General features: G+C 62.7%; 1 protein-coding gene. It reads right to left on the bottom strand.

What is annotated here, in order from left to right; genetic code table 11:
• On the bottom strand, positions 1 to 351 hold a 351-nt coding region (locus QM806_RS41010), incomplete at both ends, for a transposase (RefSeq protein ID WP_283295063.1).

The raw sequence follows: 351 nt of genomic DNA, 5'->3' as shown, positions 1-351 counted from the left end.
GGGTGTCGAGAAGGGCGCGGCGCTGGTCGGTGAGTCGTTCGGCGCCGGTTCGCAATGCGGTGCGGACCTTGCGCCAACTGCCGCTCGAGAGCTCGATTCTGCGACGGTTGGCCGAGGAGGCGTCGGAGAACACTCGGTCCAACGCCCGGTTTACCCACTGCATGACATGGAATGGGTCGAAGCAGATTCGGGCGTTCGGTACGTGTTCCTCGGTGGCGACGCGATAGGCCTTCGATCCGTCCATCGATACCGACTCGATCGAGTCGAGGTCGGACTCGTGTTGCTGCTCATAGAAAGCCGCGAGGGATTCGGTGCTTCGGCCGGGTTCGATATGCACCACGGTCTTGGTGT

The organism is Rhodococcus sp. IEGM 1351, assembly GCF_030056875.1.
GTDB lineage: Bacteria > Actinomycetota > Actinomycetes > Mycobacteriales > Mycobacteriaceae > Rhodococcus_F > Rhodococcus_F opacus.
Note: the sequence above shows the minus strand (reverse complement) of the source record. Positions and strands in the feature narration are given on the sequence as shown.